13 protein-coding genes are annotated in these 19,265 nt (G+C 52.4%); all 13 read left to right on the top strand.

All coding sequences use genetic code 11. From position 1 onward, the window contains the following. Positions 1–6: 6 nt before the first annotated feature. The 13 genes from DW720_RS05165 (at position 7) to pknB (ending at position 19,258) form a co-directional block, all read left to right on the top strand. A complete protein-coding gene (locus DW720_RS05165) occupies positions 7–1,686 on the top strand; it encodes an SH3 domain-containing protein (RefSeq protein ID WP_118695869.1) in 1,680 nt (559 codons plus the stop codon). A gap of 325 nt (positions 1,687–2,011) precedes the next feature. Then, positions 2,012–2,818, top strand: coding sequence for an ATP-dependent Clp protease proteolytic subunit (locus DW720_RS05160; RefSeq protein WP_106999969.1), 807 nt, complete (start codon positions 2,012–2,014; stop codon positions 2,816–2,818). Positions 2,819–3,230: 412 nt separating this feature from the next. Next, positions 3,231–6,233, top strand: a complete 3,003-nt coding sequence (locus DW720_RS05155) for a DNA translocase FtsK 4TM domain-containing protein (protein WP_347560703.1) — start codon at positions 3,231–3,233, stop codon at positions 6,231–6,233. A gap of 42 nt (positions 6,234–6,275) precedes the next feature. Then, positions 6,276–7,739 carry a UDP-N-acetylmuramoyl-L-alanyl-D-glutamate--2,6-diaminopimelate ligase gene (locus DW720_RS05150; protein ID WP_106999968.1) on the top strand — a complete coding sequence of 488 codons (1,464 nt, stop codon included), beginning with the start codon at positions 6,276–6,278 and terminating at the stop codon, positions 7,737–7,739. 18 nt (positions 7,740–7,757) lie between these two features. Further along, positions 7,758–9,167, top strand: coding sequence for a UDP-N-acetylmuramoyl-tripeptide--D-alanyl-D-alanine ligase (murF, locus tag DW720_RS05145; RefSeq protein ID WP_117795534.1), 1,410 nt, complete (start codon positions 7,758–7,760; stop codon positions 9,165–9,167). Positions 9,168–9,328: 161 nt separating this feature from the next. Then, a complete protein-coding gene (priA, locus tag DW720_RS05140; RefSeq protein ID WP_118749320.1) occupies positions 9,329–11,545 on the top strand; it encodes a primosomal protein N' in 2,217 nt (738 codons plus the stop codon). An 18-nt stretch (positions 11,546–11,563) separates the two neighbouring features. Further along, on the top strand, positions 11,564–12,037 hold the full coding sequence (gene def / locus DW720_RS05135) for a peptide deformylase (RefSeq protein WP_118293195.1): 474 nt from the start codon (positions 11,564–11,566) through the stop codon (positions 12,035–12,037). Positions 12,038–12,084: 47 nt separating this feature from the next. Continuing rightward, complete coding sequence (gene fmt / locus DW720_RS05130) at positions 12,085–13,029, top strand: methionyl-tRNA formyltransferase (RefSeq protein WP_118749319.1); 945 nt, start codon at positions 12,085–12,087, stop codon at positions 13,027–13,029. A gap of 66 nt (positions 13,030–13,095) precedes the next feature. Continuing rightward, positions 13,096–13,812: a zinc metallopeptidase gene (locus DW720_RS05125; protein WP_118482174.1), complete on the top strand. Its 717-nt coding sequence runs from the start codon at positions 13,096–13,098 to the stop codon at positions 13,810–13,812. Then, positions 13,805–15,136: a 16S rRNA (cytosine(967)-C(5))-methyltransferase RsmB gene (rsmB, locus tag DW720_RS05120; protein ID WP_118672888.1), complete on the top strand. Its 1,332-nt coding sequence runs from the start codon at positions 13,805–13,807 to the stop codon at positions 15,134–15,136. The genes DW720_RS05125 and rsmB overlap by 8 nt, the downstream gene beginning before the upstream one ends. 71 nt (positions 15,137–15,207) lie before the next feature. Next, a complete protein-coding gene (rlmN, locus tag DW720_RS05115) occupies positions 15,208–16,272 on the top strand; it encodes a 23S rRNA (adenine(2503)-C(2))-methyltransferase RlmN (protein ID WP_022358690.1) in 1,065 nt (354 codons plus the stop codon). Beyond that, the gene (locus DW720_RS05110; RefSeq protein ID WP_118293193.1) at positions 16,269–17,015 is read left to right on the top strand and encodes a Stp1/IreP family PP2C-type Ser/Thr phosphatase; all 747 of its coding nucleotides are present in this window, start codon (positions 16,269–16,271) and stop codon (positions 17,013–17,015) included. Before rlmN ends, DW720_RS05110 begins: the two co-directional genes overlap by 4 nt. Continuing rightward, a complete protein-coding gene (pknB, locus tag DW720_RS05105) occupies positions 17,012–19,258 on the top strand; it encodes a Stk1 family PASTA domain-containing Ser/Thr kinase (protein ID WP_118749318.1) in 2,247 nt (748 codons plus the stop codon). Before DW720_RS05110 ends, pknB begins: the two co-directional genes overlap by 4 nt. Positions 19,259–19,265: the final 7 nt, after the last annotated feature.

Below are 19,265 nucleotides of genomic sequence, written 5' to 3'. Positions count from 1 at the left end.
GATAAGATGGAAGAGCAAAAGACAGAAGATTATAAAGAACGCCTGCAGAAAGTACGTCAGAGACGAAATGGCAAAGATCCGATGCACTGGTTCATGATCGGAGGCTGTGCTGTCATTGTGGTGCTGGCTCTGGTTATCATCGTGAAGCTGGCACAGGGCGGCACGTTCGGAGGTTCTGGAAACGCCCGGGTGGCATCGGCATCCGAGGCAGAGGTGCAGGAAACCGTGATCGGAGAGACGCTGCCGGAGGATGAGGAACAGGCAAAAGAGGACGAAGAAAAGAAAAATGTAGTCGAGTCCTACCAGAATCTGGGTATTGTGGATGTATCTGGTTATCTTAATATGCGTGAGAGCGCCAGTACAACCTCCGATGTCATTGGCAAACTGATGGGCGGCAGTGCGTGCGAGATTCTGGACGATTCCCAGGAAGGCTGGTATCAGATATCTTCCGGCGGTCTGGAGGGCTACATCAGTTCAGAATTTGTACAGACCGGCGAGGCGGCAAAAACAGAGGCATTTGAGCTGGTCAAGAAGATGGCGGTCATCACGACTGACAAGCTGAATATCCGGAGTGAGCCGAGTGAGGACGCGCAGGTGCTGGAACAGGCGCTGAAAAATGAGCGTTATTCCATTGTCAGCGAGCAGGACGGCTGGATTCAGATCAGCGGGGGCTATATTTCAGCGGATTATGCGGATGTGCGCTATGCGTTAAATGAGGCGCGTAAGCTGGATCTGCGGACGATGGTTCTCAACATGTATGACAATCTGGGTATTTCCAATGTCAATAACTACTTAAATATCCGTGTGGAGCCGAAGGAAGATGCGAAGATCATCGGTAAGATGACAAGCAAGTCCGGTGGTGAGATTTTGGAAACGACAGAGGATGGCGGCTGGTACAAGATCAAGTCCGGTCCGGTTACCGGCTATGTTAAATCTGAATTTATCCTGACAGGAGATGCGGCGAAGCAGGAGGCACTGCAGGTTGCACAGCTGATGGCGATTGTATCGACAGACCGTCTAAATGCCCGTACGGAACCGAACACGGACGCGCCGATCTGGACGCAGATTTCCAACAGCGAGCGGTATACGGTTATGAGCCAGCAGGATGGCTGGGTGCAGATTGCACTGGATGAGACGAGTGCCTATGTAGCGACTGAATTTGTCGATGTGCGGTATGCGTTAAATGAGGCGATCGAGTTTACACCGGTTGAGGAGACACCGGAGCCTGAGACCAAGGCGGCGAGCAGCCAGGGAGGCTCTGGAAGCAAGAGCAGCAGTAAAGGTGGTTCTAGCAGCCAGAAAGCATCTTCAAGCGGCTCCTCCAAGCGTGCGCAGATCGCAAACTACGCGACCCAGTTCCTTGGAAATCCATATGTATGGGGCGGTACAAGCTTGACAAACGGTGCGGACTGTTCTGGATTTACGATGTCGGTTATGGCGCATTTTGGTGTCAGCCTGCCGCATCATTCGGGTTCTCAGGCGGGAGCAGGAAGAAGTATCAGTTCCTCCCAGATGCGTCCGGGCGATCTGATCTTCTATACAAACAGCGGCGGAACAATCAATCATGTAGCACTCTATATTGGCGGCGGACGCGTGTGCCATGCGTCGAATGCAAGGTCCGGTATCAAGATTTCCACCTGGAATTATCGTACCCCGGCGAAGATCGTCAACGTATTGGGCGATTAATTTCATGAAAAGTTAATAAAAATTATTTGAAAGAGAGCAGGGAGAAAAGGCAGCTTTTCCCAGCTCTCTTTTTCTGTTTCATAGGAAATTGTGTCCTATGAAATAAAAAACGCTCCGCGGGGATGCGCACTCGCGCGAAGCAGAAACATGTCGCAAGTGACCGCGCGAGACGCCCGAATGAGCCAAGGTACATCCTTGTTTGTATAAAAAGCGGTTTCAGTGAATAAAGATAATAGGAAGACAGAATACTAAGAATGAATTAGGCAGTTGAGAAAAAACATTGAATCCGCGTGTAAGATGAAAAGAGCGCAGAAAAGAGGAAAATATGATTCGGGCAAATCGTGAAAACAGGGAATGGGAAAATGAAGCGTGGGACAAGCAGGCAGATAAGGCGGGAGAAAGTCGGGAACAGGCGCAGGAGGATCCGATTCAGAAGCGTGAAAATGGACAGACGGATATTACGGGAAAGAATGGCAATCACATTGAATTAATCTCGATCATCGGAGAGATAGAGGGACATGAAAATTTGTCCGGCAATACGAAAACGACGAAATATGAGCATATTCTGCCTAAGCTGGCGGAGATCGAGGAGAGCGGTGAGACGGAGGGAGTTTTAGTCCTGATTAACACGGTGGGCGGCGATGTAAGCTGTGGACTGGCACTGGCGGAGATGATTGCTTCGCTCAGCAAACCGACCGTTTCACTGGTCATCGGGGACAGCCATTCGATCGGTGTGCCGCTCGCAGTGGCGGTCGATCACTCTTTTATTGTCCCGACCGGGACGATGATGGTACATCCGGTACGGATGACGGGGATGGTGATCGGTGCCGTGCAGACGTATGATTATTTTGAAATGATTCAGGATCGTATTTTAAGCTTTGTGTCCGGACACAGTCAGATCTCCTATGAGCGCCTCCGGAGCCTGATGCTCAATACGGAGATGATGACAAAAGATCTGGGAACGGTCCTGGTTGGCGGGGAGGCGGTCCAGGAGGGACTGATCGATGAATGCGGCGGGATCCGGGAAGCGCTTGCATGGCTGAACCGGGCGATCGATGGGAAGAAACAAGAAATAGATGCACACGACCGGATGACGAAGACGGATTTTAGTGAAAATCTGAAAAGAAAGTAGAACATACGTGCGAAAATTTTAGGAAAGCGTTGCTTTTTTCCCTGAATTTGGGTATACTGAATGAGATAATAAGAATGTAAAATGAGAAAAGCAGTCTGCGGGAGGCTGTATTTTGTGAAACAGGAGGAACCGCAGATACATGGGAAATGTTGGAGGCATGAGACAGGTGGCAGATACAAGCAGGAAAAGACAGAGTACAGAGCGTGCCGGGGAGACAGCTGGGACAGAGAAAAAAGCCGGGCGATCCAGAAAGTCCCCTGCGGCGAAGAAAGCGGAGGAGACGCTGAACGAGAAAAAGAGTAGGGGGAAGAAGAAAGCTTCGTCTGGAAAAGGCACCGCGAAAGGAACAGGAAGCCGAAGCCGCGCCAGCCAGGCGCCGGAGCCGGTGGAGAAAAGTGGTACAGGGGCATTTATGGGAACGGAAGTGGCGATTATTGTATCATTTGCAATATCGGTACTTTTGTTTTTGAGCAATTTCGGGCTTTGCGGCTTTGTCGGAAGTTTTCTGCGATCGACTCTGCTTGGCGTATTCGGCGTGATGGGGTATCTGGTGCCATTCCTTTTATTTATGGGAACTTGTTTTTATCTTTCAAACCGAGGCAACCAGAAAGCCGTAGCCAAGTTGGTGGCGGTTGGCGAGGTGCTTCTGGCATTTTGCGGACTTTCCCAGCTTCTCATGGGAGGCGGTCAGCATCTGGACTGGAATCTGGGCGATTATTACGCGCAGGCAGGTGGAGGCGGCTTTATCGGTGGCATTCTGATGCTGCTGTTGTGCGGAACAGTGGGAACGATCGGAGCAGTTCTGATTCTGCTGGTGCTTTTGGCACTCGGTGCTGTGTGCATTACGGAGCGTTCCCTGGTAAACTTCGTTAAACAGGGCAGCGGAAGGGCATATGAGTATGCGAAAGAAGATATGAGCCGCCGCCGTGAGATACATGAGGAGAAAAAGGAAGAAAAACGCCGTCTGCGGGAGGAGCAGCGGGTCCGTGGCGTTGATCTCGAGGGCGCCAAGCTGACCGAGCTGCCAGTGATGCGGAATTTCTCGGAAGGAGTCCCGGAGGGAACCGTGCTGGGACCGGAGGACGCACCGGAGGAATTCCGTGAGATGCATGGAAGACAGGAAAGCTTGCAGGATGAGACAGCGGCTTATGATGATTGGACCGATGTTCCGGCAGAGGGAAAAAATCTGGCACAGGATTCCGGACAGGGAGTAGAGAAGAAGAATCCGGCAGATGTATTTCGCGGTCAGATATTTCACGGCGGCGGAGCGGTAGAACCGGAACCGGTGGAGTATGAAGAAGATCTAGTGGAGTACGAAGAAGAACCAGTGGAATCGGAGCAGGATACATATGCATACGATGGTTCAGAATCCCAGTTTCAGGAAGAATCGGAGCGCGAGACGGCGCGGACAGTAGAGACTGCAGAGGCAGAGGACAGTGCGAGCGACCAGCTCCTGAAACGCCTGTATGTACGCCGTGATACCCGGACGATGGAAGAATTTGCTGGCAGCGAGAGCCGGAAAGGTCCAGGCTATTATCCGGTAGAGACACGGGAGAAACCGGCTGCGGAGGCGGCGTCCGGTTTGACCGCAGAGGAGGTTCATACAGATTTAGGGCATCAGGATGTCTTTGAGCCATCGGAAAACGAGTGGGAAACCGTTTCGATGGGAAATGAGGATGAATGGAACGAACCTATATCTGGGGAAACGGATTCCGAACCAATCGATGGCTATTATAAGACGCTGGAATCAGAGCGGGGCGAGACAAAGGGCAGTTTCTTTGTCCCGGAGGATTCCAAAACGGTCGTGACCGCATCCGGAAAGGTGATCGAGACAGATACAGAGGCGATACAGAAAAAACTGGAGCAGAAACGGGAAGAACGAAAAGCACTTCCAGTTGAGGAACTGACGGTTCCAGAGCAGATCGAGCGCAAGGAAGAGGAAGAAAAGAAGATCCAGAAAGAATACATATTCCCGCCATTGACACTTTTAAAACGCGGTACGGGACAGACCGATTTCTCGGATCAGGAGTACCGGGAGACAGCGATCAAGCTGCAGCAGACGCTCCAGAACTTCGGCGTGGGCGTGACGGTTACAAACATCAGCTGTGGACCGACGGTTACCCGCTATGAGCTTCACCCGGAGCAGGGGGTCAAGGTCAGCAAGATTGTAGCGCTGGCGGATGATATCAAGTTAAATCTGGCAGCGGCGGACATCCGTATCGAGGCACCGATTCCTGGCAAGGCGGCGGTCGGTATCGAGGTTCCGAACAAGGAGAACCATGTGGTTCTGCTGCGCGATCTGCTGGAGTCAGAGGCATTTAAGAAATATCCGTCCCGGCTGGCATTCGCGGTCGGAAAAGATATCGCAGGTCAGACGGTTGTCAGCGACATTGCGAAGATGCCGCATCTTCTGATCGCGGGTGCGACCGGATCAGGTAAATCAGTCTGCATCAATACGCTGATCATGAGTGTGATTTATAAAGCGAAGCCGAGCGAGGTCAAGCTCATCATGATCGACCCCAAGGTGGTTGAGTTAAGTGTATACAACGGTATTCCGCATCTTCTGATTCCGGTTGTGACCGACCCGAAAAAGGCGTCCGGCGCCCTCAACTGGGCGGTGGCAGAGATGACCGACCGTTACCAGAAGTTTGCAAAATACGGCGTGCGCGATCTTAAGGGTTTCAATGCCAAGGTTGAGTCGATCGCGGATATCGACGATCCGAAGAAACCGGAGAAACTGCCGCAGATCATCATTATCGTGGATGAGCTTGCCGATCTGATGATGGTAGCGCCGGGCGAAGTAGAAGATTCGATCTGTCGTCTGGCCCAGCTGGCGCGTGCAGCGGGCATTCATCTGGTGATTGCGACGCAGCGACCATCGGTCAATGTCATCACCGGTGTGATCAAGGCAAATATTCCGTCGAGAATTGCTTTTTCCGTCTCTTCCGGAGTGGATTCCCGTACCATTATTGATATGAACGGCGCGGAGAAACTGCTCGGAAAGGGCGATATGCTGTTCTATCCGTCGGGCTATCAGAAACCGCAGCGTGTACAGGGCGCGTTTGTGTCCGACAATGAGGTTTCGGATGTGGTCGGATTTTTGAAACAGGAGGGGCTGACCGCAGAGTACAGCGCCGAGGTTGAGTCCAAGATCCGTTCGACGGCGATGGATGCGGGCTTTGGCGGCGGTGAGCGCGATGCCTATTTTGCACAGGCAGGTAAATTTATTATTGAGAAAGACAAAGCATCCATCGGCATGCTGCAGCGTATGTTTAAGATTGGCTTCAACCGTGCCGCGCGTATCATGGATCAGCTTGCAGATGCAGGCGTGGTCGGTGAGGAAGAAGGCACGAAGCCGCGTAAGGTGCTGATGAGCATGGAGCAGTTTGAAAACATGATGGAAGAAGGATATTAAAAAGCGGAATCATTATAAAATATCAAAATCAGGAGGTATCCTATGAAGCTTAAAAGCTGGCTGAAAGAATTGCCGTATACATTATTGCAGGGCAGCCTGGAGACGGAGGTTGACGAGGTGGTCTACGATTCAAGAAAGGCGGCGCCGGGGACGGTGTTTGTGTGTATGCGCGGGACAAACGTCGATTCGCACACCTTTATCCCGGATGTGGTTGAAAAGGGCGCGCCGGTTCTGGTGGTCGAGCATCCGGTTGAGGCGCCTGAGAACGTGACGGTCATTCAAGTGGAGAATGGACGGAACGCGCTATCGCTTCTTTCGGCGGCACGTTTTGATTATCCGGCGCGGAAGATGACGGCGATCGGTGTGACCGGCACGAAGGGAAAGACGACTACTACTTATATGATTAAGGCGATTCTGGAGGCAGCCGGACAGAAGACGGGTCTCATCGGAACGAACGGCGCTGTGATCGGTGAGAATCATTATCCGACCAAGAATACGACGCCGGAATCTTATATTTTGCAAGAATATTTTGCAAGAATGGTGGAAGAGGGCTGCCGTTACGTCGTGATGGAGGTTTCTTCCCAAAGCTACCTGATGCACCGGGTAGACGGACTTTTCTTTGATTATGGAATTTTCCTGAATATTTCCAATGATCATATTGGTCCGAATGAACATGCAAGTTTTGAAGAATATCTTTACTATAAAAAGCAGCTTTTGAAAAACTGCCGGACTGCGCTCGTCAACCGCGATGATCCGCACTTTGATGCGATCGTAGAAGGGGCGACAGCAAAGATCCTGACCTTTTCATTGGAACAGGCGGCTGATTTTACAGCGGATGACATTCGCTATGTGCGTGAACATGATTTCGTGGGCATCGAATTTCAGACGCATGGACGATATGAGAGCGATCTGCGCGTTGGCATTCCGGGCAAATTTAACGTGGACAATGCGCTGGCGGCAGCGGGCGTGTGCAGCTTCTTTGACCTGCCGAAGGAGAAAGTCTGCCATGCGCTGGAACATATCCAGGTCGATGGACGGATGGAGATTGTATATAAATCAGCAAAGTGCACCGTGATCGTTGACTACGCCCACAATGCGGTCAGCATGGAAAGTCTTCTTCTGACGCTGCGCGACTACAAGCCGAAGCGTCTCGTCTGCGTCTTCGGATGCGGCGGCAACCGGGCGCGGGATCGCCGGTACTCGATGGGAGAGATTGGCGGAAAGCTGGCAGATCTGTCGATCATCACGGCGGATAATTCCCGCTTTGAGAAAGTGGAAGATATTCTGGCAGATATCAAGGTCGGACTTGCAAAAACCGACGGCAAATACGTTGAAATCCCGGATCGCCGCGAAGCGATTGAGTACAGCTTGTCCCATGCGGAGGATGGCGATATCATCGCGATCATCGGAAAAGGGCATGAGGATTATCAGGAGATCGAGGGCGTGCGCTATCATTTCCTTGACCGGGAAGTAGTGCAGGAGACGGTGAAGAAGCTGCATATGTAATCAATTTGGAGGCAAAATATGGACCATATTACAGTCAGACATATCGTGGAAGCAGTGTCGGGAACACTGCTCTGCGGAGATGCAGATACAGAGTTAAAACACATCAGCATTGATTCCCGGAGTATGCGCGGGGCGGATCTGTTTGTTCCGCTGATCGGGGAGAAATCAGACGCGCATCGTTTCCTGGTTCAGGCGATGGACAATGGGGCGGCAGCCGCACTGACTTCGGAGCATGAGGCGGCACCGGAGGGCTTTCACGGCGCGCTGATCCAGGTGAAAGATACGAAACTGGCATTGCAGACGATCGGACGCTGCCTGCGGGCACGCCTTTCTATCCCGTTAGTTGGTATCACCGGCAGCGTGGGAAAGACGACGACGCGCGAAATGGTGGCGGCGGCGCTTTCAGCGAAATATAAGACATTCAAGACACCGGCAAACCACAACAGCCAGATCGGTGTGCCACTCACGATCTCGGAGATTTCTGAGAATGATGAGATCGGCGTGCTGGAACTGGGAATGAGTGAGCCGGGCGAGATGGCGGTGATCGCGGAGATTGCGGCGGTGGATTCGGCAGTCATGACGAATATCGGTGTGACGCATATTGAGAATCTGGGCTCTCGCGAGAATATCTTAAAAGAAAAGCTGCATATCCAGGACGGTATGAAGGCAGGCGGAATCCTGTTTGTAAATGGAGATAATGATATGCTTTCCACCGTGCATGCAAAAGCAGGCTGCCATACCGTCCGTTATGGACTTGGAGCAGATAACGACTACCGCGCCGAGGATCTTTCATATCCGGATGGATTTCCGTCCTTTACGATGGTACACGGTGAGGTGCGCGTCCCGGTGAAGCTGACTGTTATGGGCGAGCACAATGTCATGAATGCGCTGGCTGCCCTGGCGGTTGCGGATGCCTACGGTGTGCCGCTTGCCGATGCAGCGGAAAAGCTGCTTGAATTTGGCGGGTTCAAGAACCGTCAGCAGATTTATCATAAAAATGGTTATACGATCGTGGACGATACCTACAATGCAAGCCCGGATTCGATGAAAGCGGCGATAGGTGTGCTTTCTTCCCTGCCGGCAGGACGCAGAATTGCGGTTCTGGCGGATATGAAGGAACTGGGAGAGAATACGATTCAGTTCCACCGTGAAGTTGGTGCGTTTCTGGCGGAAAAACCGGTCGATATCCTGGTTGTATATGGCGAACTGGCGCAGGCGATCGCCGAGGGAGCAAAGAAAGTCAAACCGGATCTGCATGTCGTTTCGTTTGAAGAGGACGAAAAAGAAGATATGCTTGACTGGCTGGATGCACAGATCGGTGAGGGAGATGCAGTCCTGTTTAAGGGTTCCAACAGTATGAAGCTGGGGGAGACGGCAGCGAGGTTTATCTCAGTCGAGAAGACTCCCACCTCTTCAGGTGGTAAGTAATAGCAAGTTTGTCTCAGTAGGAGTCCATTCTCCGACTGAGATAAACGCTCCGCGAGGATGCGCAGTGATTCTGTAAAGAATATGTCAGCTTCGCTGACCAGAATCACGCGCCAAATCTCACGGACGTTCGACTTGAATTAGAAATAGAAAGAGAAGGAATCATGGCGTATCAATACGCGGATATTATTATAGATATATCCCATGAGAAGGTGGATCGCCCGTTTCAGTACCGGATTCCGGCGCAGCTGGCGGAGGAGATTACGGCGGGAACGTGCGTGACGGTACCGTTTGGAAAGGGTAATTCACTTCGGACTGGATATGTGGTGGGAATGGGAAATACGGCGGAGTATGACCCATCCCGCATCAAGGAGATAGCTGGGATCGCACCGGGCAGTATGTCGGTGCAATCTCAGCTTATCCGTCTGGCGTGGTGGATGCGGGAACGTTATGGCGCGACGATGAACCAGACGCTCAAAACCGTACTTCCCGTCAAGGAAAAGATAAAACCGCGCGAGAAAAAGACGCTGCATTGTCTTTTAAACCAGGAAGAGCTGGAAGCGGCAATCCTGGCGGCACAGAAGCGGCATTATAAGGCGCGGGTGCGGCTCCTTGAGGCATTCCGGGACAATCTGGATATTCCGATGGAATTTGCCCGACGGGAGCTTGACCTGACCCTGGCGACGATCCGCCCGATGGAGGAACAGGGACAGCTTTCAGTGAAAGTTTCCCGTGAGGAACGCGGGTTAAACCATGCAAAACTGCCGCGTCCAGCCGGACAGACCGTGCATCTCAATGAAGAGCAGCAGGCGGCGGTTGACCGTTTCTGTGAGGATTATGAGACGGGGAAACGTGAAACGTATCTGATTCACGGCGTTACGGGAAGTGGAAAGACCGAAGTCTACATGGAGCTGATGGCGCGTGTCCTGCGGGATGGAAAGCAGGTGATTCTGCTGATCCCGGAAATTTCGCTGACATATCAGACGGTGATGCGGTTTTACCGGCGATTTGGCGATCAGATCGCGATTCTGAATTCCCGTCTCTCTGCAGGAGAACGCTATGATCAGTGGGAACGGGCGGCGCGGGGCGAGGTTTCCGTGATGATCGGACCGCGGTCGGCGCTGTTTGCCCCATTTTCCAATCTGGGACTGATTCTGATCGACGAGGAACATGAGGGCGCCTATAAGAGCGAGACGATGCCGCGCTATCATGCAAGGGAAGTAGCGGCGGAGCGCGCCCGGCTTTCCGGGGCTTCGCTGGTCTTGGGCTCAGCGACTCCTTCCCTGGAATCGTATCTGCGGGCGCAGAATGGCGAATATGTGCTTCTGACTCTGCATCACCGGGCGGTGGCGGGAAGTATCCTGCCGAAGGTACAGATCGCTGATATGCGTGCGGAGATGCAGGCAGGCAATAAATCGGTGTTCAGCCGGTCATTGGATGCAATGTTGACAGAGAGACTCGCACGTGGCGAGCAGACGATGCTTTTTATGAACCGGCGCGGCTATTCCAATTTTGTTTCCTGTCGTTCCTGCGGAAAGGCGGTGACCTGTCCGCATTGTGATGTTTCCCTGACACTACACGGGAAGAACCGTCTGGTCTGTCATTACTGCGGCTATACGATTCCACTGATGAAGCAGTGTCCGTCCTGCGGATCACCGTATATTGCCGGGTTTGGGGCCGGAACGCAGAAGATGGAAGAATTTACGAAAATTCGGTTTCCGGATGCGAGGATCCTGCGGATGGATGCGGATACAACGGCAAAAAAAGGCGGACATGAAGCGATTCTGGAGGCATTTGCAAATCGTGAGGCAGATATCCTGATCGGCACGCAGATGATTGTAAAAGGGCATGATTTTCCGGGAGTGACGCTGGTCGGAATCCTGGCGGCGGATCTTTCCTTAAATACGCCGGATTACCGCAGCGCGGAGCGGACGTTCCAGCTTCTGACGCAGGCGGCTGGCAGAGCGGGACGCGCCGGGAAGCCCGGCGATGTGGTCATCCAGACGTACCGGCCGGAACACTATGCCGTGCAGGCGGCAGCGGCGCAGAATTATGAGCTGTTTTACAGCCATGAGATCAATTACCGGAGGCTGCTTCATTATCCACCAGTCTGCCAGATGGCTGCGGTTTATTTTGCCTGCGGCGATGAGGCGGTGCTGGATGAATGTGCGGAAATGGCGGCGCGGCGGCTGCGCGAAAGTGCCGAGTGTATCGGTCCGGTTCCGGCACCGGTATACAAAGTTAATGACATCTACAGAAAAATTTTATATATAAAGTGTGAAAAATGTGCTATACTGGATCAAATCAGGGGTCAGATTGAAACCCTGGCTGCCGCAGATACAAAATGGCAGGCGGTCCAGATTCAATACGATATATCATAGAGAGGAAGAGTGTATAAAATGGCAATCCGGTCAATTAGAACTATTGGCGATGAGGTACTGAAAAAAGAGTGTAAGGCAGTGACGGAGGTAACCGATCACACACTTGAACTGATAGAGGATATGTTTGACACGATGTATTCAGCCGGCGGCGTAGGTCTGGCAGCACCGCAGGTCGGTATCCGCAAACAGATCGTAGTAATCGACGTGGAGGACGGCAACCAGTATGTCCTGATCAATCCGGTCATCGAGGAAATGTCCGGCAGCCAGACTGGTCAGGAAGGCTGCTTAAGCGTTCCGGGCAAGGCTGGTATGGTAACCCGTCCGAGCCACGTAAAGGTACGCGCGCTGAACGAAAAAATGGAAGAGTTTGTCCTGGAAGCAGATGATTTCCTGGCACGTGCGATCTGCCATGAGTGCGATCATCTGCACGGACATCTGTATGTGGAGTTGGTAGAAGGTCCGTTAGAGGATGTAACGGCAGAGGAAGAATAAAGCACATTGGCAGAATGAGAGAAACAAGAGTGGGGTGACAGGCAGATATGAAGATCGTATTTATGGGAACACCGGATTTTGCGGTTCCGACACTGGAAGCGCTCTATCAGAGCCGGCATGAAGTAGCGGCGGTGGTGACACAGCCAGATAAGCCGAAGGGACGCGGCAAGGCGATGGCAATGCCGCCTGTCAAGGAAAAAGCGCTGGAATATGGAATCCCGGTGTATCAGCCGGTGCGCGTCCGCAAGAATGAGGCATTTTTTGAGGAATTGACGAAGATTCAGCCGGACGTGATCGTCGTGATTGCATTTGGCCAGATTCTGCCGGAGCGGATTCTGAACCTGCCGAAATACGGCTGTATCAACATCCATGCGTCGCTTCTGCCAAAATACCGTGGGGCAGCCCCGATCCAGTGGGCGGTCATCAATGGCGATGAGGTCAGCGGTGTGACGACGATGCAGATGGATGTCGGTCTGGACACCGGAGATATCCTGGATACCGTGGAAGTACGCCTGGATCCGAAAGAGACAGGCGGCAGCCTGTTTGACCGCTTGAGCCTTGCGGGAGGAAAGCTGATTCTCTCCACGCTTGAGAAAGCGGAGGCGGGAATCCTGCATCCGGTTAAACAAGATGAGGCAGAGGCAACCCATGTGACAATGCTCGATAAGTCGATGGGGCAGATCGACTGGTCGATGGATGCGGCAGTGATTGAGCGCCTGATCCGCGGCTTAAATCCATGGCCGAGCGCTTATACAAAATTTGAAGGAAAAACCCTGAAAATCTGGTCGGCGGATGTCGAGGAAGATGCGGCGGGAAGGCCGTCACCGGAGACATTCGGACAGGTGGTACGTGTCGGTAAAGATGCATTCTCTGTCCAGACCGGCAAAGGGCTTCTCACGATCCGGGAACTTCAGCTGGAAGGCAAGAAGCGGATGGATACGGCGGCATTTTTACGCGGATATCCGGTGGAAACAGGAGTAAAGCTCGGATAAAATGAATGCTTCAGCAGGAACTGAACTGCTACAGGCAGCCAGGCGTTTGAAAGGAGTTGGAGTGATATGTACGGATACGGATATGGATATTACAGTATGTTTGATCCGACGATGATTCTGGTATTAATTGGTGTATTTCTGTCATTAGGGGCATCTGCGAAGGTAAAAAGCACCTACGCGCGGTTTTCAAGAGTCCGGAGCATGACCGGCATGACAGGAGCCGAGGCAGCGAGACAGCTTTTAAATTCACAGGGCATCTATGATGTCCAGATCCGCCAGGTGGCAGGCAGTCTGACCGACCACTATGATCCGCGGACCAAGACCGTGAATTTATCTGAGAGTGTATATGGTTCTACTTCGGTCGCGGCGATCGGTGTTGCGGCGCATGAGTGCGGACATGCGATGCAGGATGCATCTGAGTATGTTCCGCTGCGCCTGCGCGGTTCAATGGTGCCGGTGGTCAACATCGGCGCACAGCTTTCCTGGCCTATGATCCTGATTGGTGTCCTGATCGGCGGCATGGGATCTCCGATCGTTTCACTTGGAATTCTTTTATTTTCCTTGTCGGTGCTGTTCCAGCTGGTGACGCTTCCGGTTGAGTTCAATGCATCCGCGCGTGCGGTACGTTTGCTTGATTCAACAGGGATTCTTCGCGGGGAAGAAGTTGGATATACCAAACAGGTGCTTGGTGCGGCGGCACTGACGTATGTGGCAGCGGCGGCTGGTTCGATTTTACAGCTTCTGCGTCTGATTATATTATTTGGAGGACGACGCGATGACTGATGGAACTGCGCTGCGTGAAATAGCGGCAGAAATTTTGACTGAGATTCTGGAAAAGGGACAGTATACACATCTGGCCCTTTTTCAGGCTCTTTCTAAATATCAGTATCTGGAGAAATCAGACCGCTCGTTTTTAAAACGGATTGTGGACGGGACGGTGGAGTATAAAATCCAGATTGATTATATTATCAACGCATATTCCAAAACAAAAGTTCATAAGATGAAACCGTTTATCCGCACACTTCTGCGGATGAGCGTGTACCAGATTTATTATATGGACCGTGTACCGGATTCGGCGGCGTGCAATGAGGCGGTGCGCCTTGCGAAAAAACGCGGATTTTCCGGACTTTCCGGCTTTGTAAATGGTGTGCTGCGTTCTGTGACGCGTGGAAAAGGCAAACTGACCTTCCCGGATGATTCAGTGCGGTATTCAATGCCGGACTGGATTTTATCTCTCTGGAAGGAAAACTATGGGGCAGAGACGACGCACAGGATGGCACAGGCTGGTCTGGAGAAACGTCCGTTTATGGTGCGGTTTGCCGAGAGCCGTGCAGGGAAAGAAGAGATTCTTGCCTCCCTGTCCGCCCAGGGCGTGACGGCAGAGGAGACAGCGGCGGGAAGCGGTGTTTACCGTCTGACGGGAGTGGACTATCCAGAGAGTCTGGATGCGTTCCGCGAAGGACTAATCCGGATTCAGGATCTGAGTTCGTCGCTGGCTGGTGATGCGGCGGGTATCAAAGAGGGTGATTTTGTACTCGATGTCTGTGGGGCACCGGGTGGAAAAGGGCTTCATGCGGCGGATCTGCTGCACGGAACTGGACAGGTTGAGATCCGGGATGTGAGTGATTACAAGGTATCTTTGATCAAGGAGAATATTGCCCGCAGCGGCTGTACAAACGTCTCTGCCTGCGCCTGGAATGCGTGTGAATTCGATGCTTCGATGGAGCAGAAAGCGGATGTGGTCATTGCCGATCTGCCGTGTTCAGGACTTGGCATTATCGGACGCAAGCCGGATATCAAATACAACGCTTCAATGGACGGAATCCGGGACCTGGCTGCATTGCAGCGGCAGATGCTGTCGGTGGTCTGGCAGTACGTGAAGCCGGGTGGAGTGCTGGTTTACAGCACCTGCACGGTCAACCGTCTGGAAAATGATGAAAACCGGGCATGGTTTTTAAACGAATATCCATTTGAGCCGGTTGATATCAGTGGTCGTCTGGGGATTGATTTTCAGGAAGACAGCCTGAAAGAGGGATACATCCAGCTCTATCCGGGCGTTCATCCTTGTGATGGATTTTTCATCTCTGTGATGAAAAGAAAAGGATAACTGGACGGAACAGTGTATGAATACAGGAAAGACTCCGAGAGTGCATATAGGAGAGAGGGAGGCAGTCCGATATGGAAAAGCAGGATATAAAATCAATGACGCAGGAGGAACTGCGTGCCTTTTTGGTGAGTCTGGGCGAAAAACCATTCCGGACCGCCCAGATCTATCAGTGGATGCATGAAAAACTGGCATCTTCCTTTGACGATATGACAAACCTTTCCAAGGTACTCCGGCAGAAGCTGCAGGACGCGTGCGAGTATGTATCACTGGAAAAGGTACGGGTGCAGATTTCGCAGATCGATGGAACCCGCAAGTACCTGTTCCGCCTCGCGGACGGCAATGTCATCGAGAGTGTCCTGATGCGTTATAAGCATGGAAATTCCGTTTGTATTTCCTCGCAGGTGGGGTGTCGGATGGGCTGCCGTTTCTGTGCTTCGACCCTGGACGGCCTGGAACGGAACCTGCGCCCGTCGGAGATGCTGGACCAGATTTATCAGATTCAGCGCGATACAGGCGAACGCGTTTCCAACGTGGTTGTGATGGGATCGGGTGAACCGCTGGACAATTACGATAACCTGATCCGCTTTATCCATCTTTTGACGGAGGAAGGCGGACTGCATATCAGTCAGCGGAATGTGACGGTTTCCACCTGTGGGCTGGTTCCGAAGATCCGGGAGCTGGCAGATCAGGGACTGACCATCACGCTGGCACTTTCTCTGCATGCGCCGAATGACGAGGTGCGGAAGAGCTTGATGCCGATCGCGCGTACATATGCGTTAAAGGATGTATTGGCGGCCTGTCATTACTATTTTGAAAAAACGGGACGCCGCATGACGTTTGAGTACAGTCTGGTGCAGGGAGTCAACGACAATCTGGACGAGGCGCGCGAGCTGGCGGCGCTGATTCAGGATCAGCACGGGCATGTGAATCTGATTCCGGTCAATCCGATCAAGGAGCGCTCTTATGTACAGTCGGGACGGAAAGCGATCGAAGCATTTAAGGGATGTCTGGAATCTAAGGGAATCAATGTGACAATCCGGCGCGAGATGGGGCGCGACATAGACGGTGCCTGCGGACAGCTCCGGAAGAGCTATATGGATAAAGAGCAGGAGAAAGAAGGTGCGGCGGTCAAATGAAAGCATACGCACTGACGGATATTGGAAAAACGCGTAAGGTCAATCAGGACGCCCAGTTTGCCAGCACGGAGCCGGTGGGAGAACTCTCCAACCTGTTTGTCGTGGCGGACGGAATGGGCGGTCATCAGGCGGGAGATTTCGCTTCGCGCTATCTGATCGAGCATATGCCGGAATATATCAAAGAGAGTGGTGAGAATGAGCCGGTCGCGGCGCTTCGAAAGGGGATCGAGGCAGTCAATCAGGAACTTTATTCCCTTTCCTGTGAGCGCGAGGAACTTGCCGGCATGGGAACAACGCTGGTAGCGGCTTCAATTCAGGGAAATACACTCTATGTGGCAAACGTGGGGGACAGCCGTCTCTACCGGATTGAGCGCTCCGGCATTCATCAGATTACCCGGGATCATTCCTACGTGGAGGCGATGGTCTCGCTGGGACAGATGAGCCGCGGCAGCCGGGAATATGAGACGAAGAAAAATATCATTACCCGCGCAGTCGGGATCGGTGGGCATGTGGAGCCGGATTTCTTTGAGGTTTCACTGAACCCGGGCGATTACATACTGCTGTGTTCGGACGGGTTAACTAATATGGTGGATAATTCAGCAATTTACCGGATGGTGCTTCTGCCGGGAACCCTGGACACCAAGGCAAGGGCGCTCACGGCGCTCGCAAACCAGAACGGCGGGAAAGATAATATCGCGATCATATTGATTGACCCGCAGATCAAGGAGGTGAGAGAATCATGATGCTGAAACCGGGAACTTATCTGCAGGATCGCTATGAGATCCTCTCACTGATTGGCACGGGCGGCATGTCAGAGGTGTATCAGGCAAAATGCCACACTCTGAACCGTCTGGTGGCGATCAAGGTTTTAAAGGATGAGTACAGCCAGGATGCGAATTTCGTCAGCAAATTCAAGATGGAGGCGCAGGCGGCGGCAGGGCTTTCCCATCCAAATATTGTGAGTGTTTATGACGTTGTGGATGAGGGCAGTCTTCATTATATCGTCATGGAACTCATCGAGGGAATCACGCTGAAAAGCTACATTCTCAAGAAAGGTCATCTGGGCGTCAAAGAAACGATTGGAATTGCCATCCAGGTAGCGCAGGGGCTGGCAGCGGCACATGACCAGCATATTGTGCACCGGGACATCAAACCGCAGAATATGATTATCTCGCGTGACGGCAAGGTGAAGGTGGCGGATTTCGGTATTGCCAGAGCTGTATCGTCCCAGACGATTGGGGTCAATGCGGTCGGTTCCGTGCATTATATCTCGCCGGAGCAGGCAAAAGGAAATTATAGTGACGGACGAAGCGATCTGTATTCACTGGGAATCACGATGTATGAGATGCTAACAGGAAAACTTCCGTTTGACGGGGATACCCCGGTTTCAGTGGCACTGGCACATCTGGAAGAACCGGTGCAGCCGCCGAGCCGCATCAACCCGGAGGTGTCGGCAAGCCTGGACCGCATTATTTTAAAATGTACCCAGAAAAATCCGGAACGCCGTTACCAGAATGCGTATGAGCTGATCGCGGATCTGCGCCATGCGCTGGTGGATCCAAACGATGATTTTCTGAAAAAAGAACCGGAATTTGATGAAAATTCCCCGACAGTCGTGCGCGGGGCCGAGGAACTGAACCGCCAGATGGATGCACAGAGAAATCGAAATCTGGAACAAACGATGGAACATCCGGCAGTGAGTGAAAAGACCGGACCGGTTCCGACAGAAAATGAACGTGGTGAGGTAGTCTGGAAAGAGCCGGAACAGCCGGAGAAAGAGATAGAAGGTTGGCAGGAAGAAGAGACGGATGTCTATGAGGAAGAAACCTCAAGGCGCCCGGACCGTAGACGGAAGGGACGCCGTATAGAAGAAGACAGCGAGGATGTCAATCCGCAGATGGAGCGCCTGCTTACGATGATTGGAATCGGTGCAGCCGTATTGATTGTGGTGGTTGTGATTGTCATTGCTGCGAAGTTGACAGGCATCTTTAATCTGGGATCTGGTAGTCAGAAGCATCCGAAGACGACCGTTGAAGCTTCTTCGGAGGCGTCTGAGAGCGAGAGTCTGGAATCAACGGAGTGCAGGGTTCCGTCACTGGACGGCATGACGGAGGATGGGGCGAAGACAGCATTGGAAAAGCAGTCGTTGAAAATCCGTTATGAATATGCAAAGTCGGAAACCTCTGAAAAAGGGAAGGTCATCGGTCAGAGTATTGCCAGCGGCACGGTTGTCTCGAAACAGACGGAAGTTATCGTCACGATCGGAGAAGGCAATGAGGCAATAGATTTGACGAAACTTGGACTGGAAGAGATGTCCGGCGAGGATGCGGAGACGCTTCTGGCAGAAGAAAATAAACTGACCGTAGTAGTGCAGAAAGAGAGCAGCGATACGGTTGCCTCCGGTATAGTGATCCGATACAGTCCGTCCAGCGTGGATCCGGGCGGCACGGTGACGCTGTATGTCAGCACAGGTCCGAACGTACCGACGGTACCGATGCCGAGGATTACAGGGCTTTCAGAGGAAAATGCAAAAGTTGTTCTGGAAGCGGTCGGATTAGGGCTTGGCGAGCGCAAGGAAGCGAAGAGTTCAGAAGTGGCAAAGGGCAAGATCATCAGTCAGGATGTCCTGGAGAAAACAGATACACCGGAGGGAAGTGCCATTGGCTATACAGTCAGTCTGGGAAAAGGAACCCGCTATGTGGCGGCGATCAACGATGAATTCCAGATGAGTGAACTGTTTGGACCAAGTTCCGGAGATACGCATATCCGCGTCAGTATTGTGATGAAGCAGACGATTGCCGGCAATACTGTGACTAAGACGGTCATGGAACCGAGGGAGATCGGCGGCGATATCACGCTTCCGATTCATTATAATATCGAGGGAGCGGACGGTGTGCAGACAGGCGAGCTGCAGATCCTCGATCTGACGAACGATCGGGTTCTAAAAACGTATCAGCTTGAATTTGTGGAAGTTTCAGATAATTAATAAGAGG

The organism is Clostridium sp. AM27-28 (assembly GCF_003480955.1).
Classification (GTDB): domain Bacteria; phylum Bacillota; class Clostridia; order Lachnospirales; family Lachnospiraceae; genus Otoolea; species Otoolea fessa.
The sequence above is the reverse complement of the archived record's forward strand: the minus strand, read 5'-3'. Positions and strand labels throughout refer to the sequence as shown.

Bases quoted from the DNA above. Each gene is read 5' to 3' on its own strand.
- pknB (WP_118749318.1), top strand. From the start codon at position 17,012: ATGATGCTGAAACCGGGAACTTATCTGCAGGATCGCTATGAGATCCTC.
- DW720_RS05155 (WP_347560703.1), top strand. From the start codon at position 3,231: ATGGGAACGGAAGTGGCGATTATTGTATCATTTGCAATATCGGTACTT.
- rlmN (WP_022358690.1), top strand. From the start codon at position 15,208: ATGGAAAAGCAGGATATAAAATCAATGACGCAGGAGGAACTGCGTGCC.
- DW720_RS05125 (WP_118482174.1), top strand. From the start codon at position 13,096: ATGTACGGATACGGATATGGATATTACAGTATGTTTGATCCGACGATG.
- DW720_RS05110 (WP_118293193.1), top strand. From the start codon at position 16,269: ATGAAAGCATACGCACTGACGGATATTGGAAAAACGCGTAAGGTCAAT.
- priA (WP_118749320.1), top strand. From the start codon at position 9,329: ATGGCGTATCAATACGCGGATATTATTATAGATATATCCCATGAGAAG.
- def (WP_118293195.1), top strand. From the start codon at position 11,564: ATGGCAATCCGGTCAATTAGAACTATTGGCGATGAGGTACTGAAAAAA.
- fmt (WP_118749319.1), top strand. From the start codon at position 12,085: ATGAAGATCGTATTTATGGGAACACCGGATTTTGCGGTTCCGACACTG.
- DW720_RS05165 (WP_118695869.1), top strand. From the start codon at position 7: ATGGAAGAGCAAAAGACAGAAGATTATAAAGAACGCCTGCAGAAAGTA.
- murF (WP_117795534.1), top strand. From the start codon at position 7,758: ATGGACCATATTACAGTCAGACATATCGTGGAAGCAGTGTCGGGAACA.
- DW720_RS05150 (WP_106999968.1), top strand. From the start codon at position 6,276: ATGAAGCTTAAAAGCTGGCTGAAAGAATTGCCGTATACATTATTGCAG.
- DW720_RS05160 (WP_106999969.1), top strand. From the start codon at position 2,012: ATGATTCGGGCAAATCGTGAAAACAGGGAATGGGAAAATGAAGCGTGG.
- rsmB (WP_118672888.1), top strand. From the start codon at position 13,805: ATGACTGATGGAACTGCGCTGCGTGAAATAGCGGCAGAAATTTTGACT.